Source organism: Pseudomonas sp., from assembly GCF_026224925.1.
Lineage (GTDB): Bacteria > Pseudomonadota > Gammaproteobacteria > Pseudomonadales > Pseudomonadaceae > Aquipseudomonas.
The window spans coordinates 1-8,215 of the sequence record NZ_JAMFRV010000193.1 but is presented as its reverse complement, the minus strand read 5'-3'; the positions used below and the strand labels follow the sequence as shown (position 1 = coordinate 8,215).

The 8,215-nt window shown below is 55.8% G+C and carries 6 protein-coding genes and 1 pseudogene; 3 read left to right on the top strand and 4 right to left on the bottom strand.

Going from position 1 to position 8,215, the window contains the following annotated elements; all coding sequences use genetic code 11:
* Nucleotides 1-103: 103 nt before the first annotated feature.
* The 4 genes from M0974_RS08250 to M0974_RS08235 all read right to left on the bottom strand — a co-directional run bounded on the left by M0974_RS08250 (nucleotide 104) and on the right by M0974_RS08235 (nucleotide 5,441).
* Nucleotides 104-1,993: an EAL domain-containing protein gene (locus tag M0974_RS08250; RefSeq protein ID WP_297835159.1), complete on the bottom strand. Its 1,890-nt coding sequence runs from the start codon at nucleotides 1,991-1,993 to the stop codon at nucleotides 104-106.
* 376 nt (nucleotides 1,994-2,369) lie between these two features.
* On the bottom strand, nucleotides 2,370-2,546 hold the full coding sequence (locus tag M0974_RS08245) for a hypothetical protein (protein WP_297835156.1): 177 nt from the start codon (nucleotides 2,544-2,546) through the stop codon (nucleotides 2,370-2,372).
* Between the two features lie 26 nt (nucleotides 2,547-2,572).
* On the bottom strand, nucleotides 2,573-4,672 hold the full coding sequence (locus M0974_RS08240; protein ID WP_297835153.1) for a TonB-dependent siderophore receptor: 2,100 nt from the start codon (nucleotides 4,670-4,672) through the stop codon (nucleotides 2,573-2,575).
* Between the two features lie 16 nt (nucleotides 4,673-4,688).
* A complete protein-coding gene (locus M0974_RS08235) occupies nucleotides 4,689-5,441 on the bottom strand; it encodes an aldolase/citrate lyase family protein (RefSeq protein ID WP_297835150.1) in 753 nt (250 codons plus the stop codon).
* Nucleotides 5,442-5,798: 357 nt separating this feature from the next.
* Between M0974_RS08235 and M0974_RS08230 the strand changes: the two genes are divergently transcribed.
* The 3 genes and pseudogenes from M0974_RS08230 to M0974_RS08220 form a co-directional block, all read left to right on the top strand.
* Nucleotides 5,799-6,932 carry a C45 family peptidase gene (locus M0974_RS08230; RefSeq protein ID WP_297835148.1) on the top strand — a complete coding sequence of 378 codons (1,134 nt, stop codon included), beginning with the start codon at nucleotides 5,799-5,801 and terminating at the stop codon, nucleotides 6,930-6,932.
* Nucleotides 6,933-6,981: 49 nt separating this feature from the next.
* The gene (locus M0974_RS08225) at nucleotides 6,982-7,923 is read left to right on the top strand and encodes an ABC transporter permease (protein WP_297835145.1); all 942 of its coding nucleotides are present in this window, start codon (nucleotides 6,982-6,984) and stop codon (nucleotides 7,921-7,923) included.
* Nucleotides 7,920-8,215 (top strand): annotated as a pseudogene (locus M0974_RS08220) (ABC transporter permease); the annotation flags it as partial. The gene M0974_RS08225 and the pseudogene M0974_RS08220, both read left to right, overlap by 4 nt.

Genomic DNA, 8,215 nt, shown 5'->3' with positions numbered 1-8,215 from the left:
GTGGTGTTGTCGGCACTGGATTTGATGTAAAAAAATAGCAGGAACGCAGCCACAACCAGAGACATTGCACCCAACAACAGCGAAATTACTCGGCGAGACATGTTCATAACGGCGATACGGAGCCTTTAAACACCGCTTCCATGGTCCCGGCACTCAGGATGCGGGCAAATGCTTCGGGCTCAACCGCTCGGCTGAAAAAATAGCCTTGGCCTTCTTCGCACTGGTGCGCCCTGAGAAAGTCCAGTTGGTCCTGCGTTTCGATGCCTTCGGCGATGATATTCAGCTTGAGACTTTTACCGAGGCTGATGATTGCGTCGACCAGCGCCTCGTCATTGCTGTCGGTGCCTAGCGCGCGGATAAACGATTGATCGATTTTCAGTACGTCGATAGGGAAGCGGCGCAGATAGCTCAGGCTGGAATAGCCGGTGCCGAAGTCATCGATGGCCAGGCGGACTCCCATCTCCTTGATGGCCAACAGTACCTGAATGGTCGCATCGGCATTGTGCATGAGCACCCCTTCGGTGATCTCCAATTCCAGTTGGTCGGGGCGCATTCCGGTTTCTTCAAGCACGCTGCGGATGCCATCAAGAAAGTCTTTTTGGCGGAACTCGGTGGCAGATATATTCACCGATATACGAATCGCTGGCAGTCCGCACGCTTGCCAGGCACATATTTGACGGCACGCTTCACGCAGTACCCATTTGCTGAGGGGGATGATCAAACCGCTGTCTTCGGCGACCGGAATAAAATCCGACGGATAGACCCAACCATGGTCGGGCTTGAACCAGCGAATCAGCGCTTCAGCGCCGACGATCCTGCCGGTTTTCAAGTTCAGTTTGGGCTGGTAATGCAACTGGAACTCTTCGCGCTCCAACCCCAGACGAATACCCGACTCGATGGACTGATGCTCGCGAGAACTCTCGTTCAGGTTGTCGGCGAAAAAACAGTAAGCATCCGGGCCAATGAGTTTGACGTTGCGCATGGCGGTTTCGGCTTTCTTGATCAGCTCGATGGCCTCTTCGCCATCGTCCGGGAAAACACTGATCCCCACACTCGCGGTAATCGTCAGGTCATGCCCTGCGATGTAATGCGGCGCGCGTAAAGCCGCCAACAGCTTTTCCGCGATGGCGCTGGTTTCTTGCGGGTGCTGGATGTTGGCCAATATCAGTACAAACTGGTCCGAGCCATAACGAAATACCGCATCTGACGGGTGCACGGTCTTGGTCAGACACTGGGCTACTTGCTTGAGCATTTCATCCCCGGTGGGATGCCCCAGCGCAGTATTGATTCGCTCAAATCTGTCCAAACCGATGAACATCACCGCCAATTGGTTGTTGCGACGTCCAGCTAAGGTGATTTTCTGCGCCAATCGATCCGCCAGCAGGGTGCTGTTGGGCAATTCTGTCAGCACGTCATATTGGAACAGATGAGAGACTTTCAACGTCTCTTGCACCCGTTCGGCAATGGTCTGTTCCAGCCCGAGCATTTTTGCCGCCACTTCCTGGGCCAACTGCCATTTCACCGTAAGCGCACTGGCCATTTGGCGAATGGCCAGGCTGTCGAATGGCTTTTTCAGGATCAGCAATTGATCACCGAATTCGAGGCGCTCTGTCATGGCCTCCAAGGAGTAATCGGAAAACGCAGTACACAGCGCCACTTGCAGACGCGGGTCGGCTTTCCACAGCCGTTCGATGGTTTGCAGCCCATCCCAACCTGGCGGCATGCGCATATCGATAAACGCTAGTGCATAAGGCCGGCCTTCACGAAGTGCACGCTCAACCAGCACCAGTGCCTCTTGGCCTTGGAAAGCAAAATCGAGCTCGAAAATTTTGCGACGCGTCGGCACTGTGCCAAACAACGCAGCTTCGGCAGCGGCCAGAGATTGCTCACTGTCCAGTTCAGGGCAGAGAATTTTGCGGAAGTCCTGATGAATCGATGGCGTGTCATCGATGATCAAAATACGTCGGTTGTAAGCGACAGGAACACTCTTCATCGCGGGCCTTTGGTAGATGAGGCGATAATTCGAAAATGCGTTGTCGATCATCGAAACATGAACCAAGGCACATCCACTGAGTGATTAACTCGGCGGGCACCGGCAGGGTCAATATTATTAGACAATAGATGACATACGGATACCTTGCTGAAGCCTCGACGATGGTGACCTGTACACTAACTGCGTCAGCATAGCCCTGGCGGAAATACTTCGCCTTAAAAACTACGCTTAACCGGACATCAATTAGTTAACCGAACCTCAAGCCCTTAGTTTGACGGGCCTGGGGGTAGGTAGTATTGGAGTCAGTGAGCGCTGGAAGGCGGGCGGTTACTCGCGGAAAATTCTTACCTCCACATCCCTGCGGCTGTGTCGGCCGTTATGACTTACTTTGGAACACTGGCTTAATATCGGAGGCAGCCAGCAGACGCCTGTGTTCTTGAGCGTGGTCGGTGATCAATACTACTGATAATCCGCGTTTGTGCGCAGCAGGCAAGAAGCCCTCGGTGATCGCGGCATGAGGGACATGGCTGAGAAAGACGAGTGGACGTTGCATGGTGGTGAGTTTCCTGAGGGCAGCAGTCACCCGTCCCTCTGGGTTGGGCGACTGGTTTGCAGAGGCGCAACTGCGCGCTCCGGGGCTGGTTGGCGGCCCCAAGGGCTGGTATCGATGCCGCGGAAGTAGTATTCGCGGTCGAATAGATTGCTGATGCCGGCGGAGGCGGTCAGGACGCTTTTGTCGTCCAACTTGAATTCACGTTCCAGTGCGGTATTGAAAATAACGTAAGAGGGAAGTTTACCGACCGTGGCGGCGGCATCTTCGGCGCGGCTGTTGGCGGCATCGGTGAAGGCAATGCTGACATAAAGGCCGTCAAGGCTGTAAGTCCAGTGTTCGGCGAAGTGATAACGTGCTTCGGCATTGAACTGATTTTTCGACGCGAAAGGTACTTCGTTACCTTTGTAGTTACCTGTTCGCTGTTTTGCATCCAGGTACGCATAGCTCGCATGCAGGTCCAGGTTAGGCAATGCAGCAGGGGTCCAGAACAGTTCGGTTTCGATCCCTTGATGGCGGGTGCTGCCAAGGTTCACGTAGCGGTCAGTCGTGGCGCTGTATTCGATTTGGTCGTCGAAATCGATACGGTACAGGCCAATGTCGACCCGCAGACCTTTCCACGGGGTGTAGCGCACTCCGGTTTCGTAGTTCCAGGCGATCTCTGCACCTACGGCGCCTTCCTTGACGATCTGTGTGACTTGCGGCGGACGCAATGAGCGCTGGGCGTTGGCATACACGTACCAGTCATCGGTCGCCTGGAAACCCACCGTCAGACCGGGTAGCCATTCTTTAGCCAAGTTGCTGTGGGTGAACCCGGTAACGCTGTCGCTGTAGTCCATCCGTGCATTTTCGTAGCGGATGCCCGGCGTAATGGTCAGGCGACGGTCGAATAAACTGATGGCGTTGCTCAAGTAAGCGGCTTTCGCTTCGTCGTTGAATTTCCAGTCACGGAATACACTGGTCACACCGGTATTGAGGGCCTGTCTATCAACTCGGTAGTCAATGTCTTCGCTGACGTAGCGTGCGCCCAACAGCCAAGTTTGGCCGACGGCGTCTCCGTCAATGCTCATGCTTAGGCGTGGCTCGGTGCCCCAGACTTTGAAATCTCGCGGGCCATCTTGCTTGGTGACAGCAGTACCGTCCGGGGTGAAGGGCAAGCCGACGACGAAGTTGCGGTAGCTGTTGTGAGCGAAGTTGGTCCAACTGAATTGCACAGAGTCGAACGGGCCTATGGCTCCCAGTTGTTGTGTGTACGTACCCCAGACCCGATCGGTATCGCCTTCGAAGCGGTCCAGCGGACGGGTTGATTGACGTGAGTCTTCCTTATAGTCCTTGACGCTCAATGCGCCAGCGAGATCCATGTCAGCTTTGTAATGCTGTACGCCGAAACTGAGATCATGATCTTCATCGATGTTCCACTGTCCGCGAAGACGGTAGTTCTGAATATCGGTATCCGAGTGTTCGCGGCCGTATTCGCCGTTGATGGTATTGAGGTCCAGTTGCAGACCAAAATTCTCGGTCAGATAACCCCCGGTGCCCAAGTAGGTGTCGAACAACTGGCGCCCGCCAGGGGCAAACGTGGAGCGTTCGGAAATCGTGGTTTGCAGCTCATGAGGAATCGGTGCGCTGATGAAATTGATGACGCCGCCGACGTTATTTGGACCGTATTGCACGGCGGCACCGCCGCGCACGATGTCGACTCGGTCAATGGTTGCCAGGGTCATCGGAAACAGGGATAGGCCGGTCTGACCATAAGGCGCCAAGGCCAACGGGATGCCGTCGGATAGAGCTTGGATACGCCCGCTGCGGCTCTCGTATAAACCTCGGACAGAAATCTGCGGCAGGGCGCCGGTGCCGGTCTCATCAAAGATTTTGATTCCCGGTACACGTTGCAGTGCATCGTCGATGCCGCGCACGCTGCCTTTTCTCAAATCAGCCGCGTCAATCACGCTTCGGCTGCCGGAATAGGTACGTACTTCCGGGTCGCTGGCGGTGCCGAGTACATCACCTTTGATGGTGATAGGGGCCAGGGAAATATCTGTATTTTGCTCATCCGCGAATGCTATTTGGCAGGCGCTCAAGGAAATCAGGGTGAGGGGGAACGCAAACAGGCAGTTTGTTGTTTTCATAAGTACTTCGTTTAGATCAGTTAGAGGATTGGAGGCTGCTGAGGCGGTGTTTCAACGCGGTGTGCAATAAGCCGCGATCTTCTCCGGCCAAAAAGCTTCGAATCCCCCGGTTACGCCAGAAGGTGTGTTGTTCGGGTGTGCGTGGATTGGCACAAAACGGGACTTCGGCGTTAGCACAGATGTCGGCCATTGACTGGAGAGCAAGCCACACCTCCGGATGCTGAGGGTCTGGGCCCAATTGCAGGTCAAGGGCCAAATCGAGCGCCCCCTCAAGCACCATCCCAACGCCAGGCAGCGCCAAAATGTCCGGCAATGCGCGAAGGCCTGCAGCCGTTTCGATCATTGGTACGATCGGGCTTTGCTGGTTGGCAAGTTCAATGTAGTCGAGTAACGGTATGCGACCGAAGCCCGTAATACGTCCGCCGCTAATGCCTCGTTTTCCCCTCGGCGGGAAATAAGCAGCGTCGAGCGCTCGGGCCACTTCGCTGGCGCTTTCGACCCGAGGTAGCACGATGGCTTCGAAGCCTGCATCCAGAGCTCGACCAATCAATTGGGCATCGACTTCAGGAATTCGCAGCCAAGCCGAAATGCCGGCCGACTCGCAAGCACGGAGGCTGTGCATCAAGTCTTCCTCACTGCGCAGCAAGTGTTCCATGTCGAGAATGACGAAACGGTAACCGGCAAAAGCGATCATTTCGCACAAGAGGGGGGAGGGGACGGAGTTGAGTAACCCGTAAACGGATTCGCCGCTTTCAAGGCGGGACAACACAGCTGATTTCCTAATCAATGATCTCGTTCCATGATCTGAATATGCCTCGATGATAATGGTTATCATTTACCTGTAAAGATTTTATTTTATTATTTTGTTTCCGAATTATTTTTTCTAGGGCCTTGGCCCCGGAGGCGTGGGGCGAAGACCACGCGAATGACCCTCAGCCTCCCAAGAAAACGACTGTCACCGTTCTGCACGCGTGTGAAGCATGTACCCACTTTTTTGCACTGGAATCAGGCATTTTCCTGCCGATATCGACGTGTTTTCTAAATTGGCGCCAATATTGTCTGGTTTTTTATTAAATTGGCTCGCAACTTGCTCTTGGTTTTTAGCCAAACAATTTGAGGTGGTGACATGAGTCGTCTGTTCCCGTGTATTGATATCAGCGGTGCACCCTTTGAGCGAGGCGTGCAATACGGCAAAGCATGTCCGCAGATCATTGCCCGCAGCATCGAAATCTACAGCCAGCAGTTGCTGGACATGGGCTATGACTGGGCAGGGATCCGCCGTCTGGTCAATCAGTTCGTGCCCAATATTGAGGCGTTCGAGCCGCAGTACCTGGAGGAAATGCGCGGCATCGCTCAGGGCTCAGGCCACGATTTTGAAGCCATCGTTCTGATTAATGCGCGCACCGAGATCATTCATCTGGGCCGACGCAATCAGCACGACAGGCCGGAGCTGGACGGCTGCACCGGCGCGATTGTGTTGCCCGGCGCGACCATGAATAACGAGTTGTTGCACGGTCAAAATTGGGACTGGCGAATGGAGTGTGCCGAGACCGGTGTCGTGCTGCGCATCCGTCGTGAAGATGGCCCGGATGTTCTGACCTTTACCGAAGCCGGCGGCTTGGCGCGGGCAGGGCTCAATTCCATCGGCACGGCGATCACTGGCAACAACCTCGAATCCGACCGCGATTACCAGACGCTTGGCGTGCCGCTGCCGCTCATTCGCCGTAAGGCCCTGGAGGCCAATCATTTCGCCCTGGCAATGAAAACCGTGGCAGTCACTCCCAAGTCCGGCTCCAACAATATGATGCTCAGCCATGCCGGTGGTTTTGCTATCAACTTCGAGTGCGCGCCGGATGAAATCTTCCCGTTGTTTGCGGTCGACGGCCTGCTGGTGCATGCCAACCACTGGCGCAGACCGGTGGCTCAGGTCAAATTGAAAAATACCGGGATTGGCGGCGCGCCGGAAAGCTTTTACCGGGATATACGCGTCGAGCAACTGCTCAAGCAGCGCCATGGCAGTCTGACCCTGGAACACATGAAAAACGCCTTCTTCGATAACTTCGGTACGCCGTTCGCGGTCTGTCGGCCACCACGTCCCAGCTCCAGTGGCGAGGACAATCTGTCCGCCACCGTAGCGATGATTTTGATGCGCCCGGCCATTGGCTTTATGGAAATTGCGCCGCTGCCGGCCATTAACGAGGACTTTGGCCAGTATCAGCTAGAGATGGAATCCGATTACGCCCGTTACGCTGTGTGGTAAGCGTGGTCCGGTTCGCCCATGGACTGCGCACCACTACTGAGGGACACCCATGCTCCGTTTGATTACTCAACGCCTGGCCATGGCGGTGCCGACGCTGTTGCTGATCTCCATCGCCGTGTTTGCCATGATTCGTATGATCCCCGGTGATCCGGCACTGTTGATGTTGGGCGACATGGCCGATCCAGCCAGCCTGGCGCGGTTGCGTCAGACCCTGGGCCTGGATCAACCGCTGGTCATGCAGTACCTGATCTGGCTCAAGGCACTGTTTTCCGGTGATTTGGGCCATTCGATCACCAGCGGGCAAGCGGTACTGCCACTGGTGTTGGAGCGCTTCAGCGTTAGCCTGACCATCGTCCTCAGTGCGGTGTTGCTGGCCGCATTGATCGCCGTGCCGTTGGGCATGCTCGCGGCCTGGAAGCAGGACACGTTGCTGGACCTCGGCCTCGTCACGGCGGCAACGCTGTTGTTGTCGGTGCCAGGGTTTTGGATGGGCCTGCTGTTGCTCTATGCATTCGGACTCAAACTGGGCTGGTTTCCGGTGGTGGGTTATGTGCCCTTCGGCGAAGATTTCGGCAAAGCGCTGGCTTATGTGGTGCTGCCCATCGCAACCCTGGTGCTGCACGAAAGTGGGGTGATCATTCGTATGGCGCGGGCCAGCACCATTGAAGTGCTGCGCCTGGAATACATCGCCCATGCACGGGCCAAGGGATTGACGGAACGCGCGGTGCTCTGGCGCCATACCTTGCGCAATGCCTTTGCTCCGACCTGGACCTTGATCGGGCTGATCCTCGGTAACTTGTTGGGCGGCATCGCGGTGATCGAAACCGTATTCACCATCCCCGGCATCGGCCGGCTGATGGTCGACTCGATCTACGCCCGCGACTATCCCGTGCTTCAGGGCAGCCTGTTGCTTATCACCTTCGTTTATGTGCTGGTCAATTTGTTCGTTGACTTGATGTATCCGCTATTCGATCCCCGGGTGAAAGTATGAAAACCCTGAGTGAAATTGCTCCGTTGCCGACTGTTGCTGTGGTCCGCCGGCGCCGGCGTCTGCCTTCCTTTAATGCGTTGATCGGTGGCGGGCTGGTACTGCTTCTGCTGCTGATGGCCGTGACCGGTATTTTCTGGACGCCCTATGACCCGCTTCGGCTCGACTTGGCCCATCGTTTTATGGCGCCGTCCTGGCCACACGTGCTGGGTACCGACGAGTTCGGTCGTGACGCGTTCAGCCGCATCATCATCGGTGCCCGCACCAGTTTGTGGATCAGCCTGTTGACCGTGTC

Coding starts and splice junctions, on each gene's coding strand:
- M0974_RS08240 (WP_297835153.1), bottom strand. CDS start 4,672: ATGAAAACAACAAACTGCCTGTTTGCGTTCCCCCTCACCCTGATTTCC.
- M0974_RS08225 (WP_297835145.1), top strand. CDS start 6,982: ATGCTCCGTTTGATTACTCAACGCCTGGCCATGGCGGTGCCGACGCTG.
- M0974_RS08245 (WP_297835156.1), bottom strand. CDS start 2,546: ATGCAACGTCCACTCGTCTTTCTCAGCCATGTCCCTCATGCCGCGATC.
- M0974_RS08250 (WP_297835159.1), bottom strand. CDS start 1,993: ATGAAGAGTGTTCCTGTCGCTTACAACCGACGTATTTTGATCATCGAT.
- M0974_RS08230 (WP_297835148.1), top strand. CDS start 5,799: ATGAGTCGTCTGTTCCCGTGTATTGATATCAGCGGTGCACCCTTTGAG.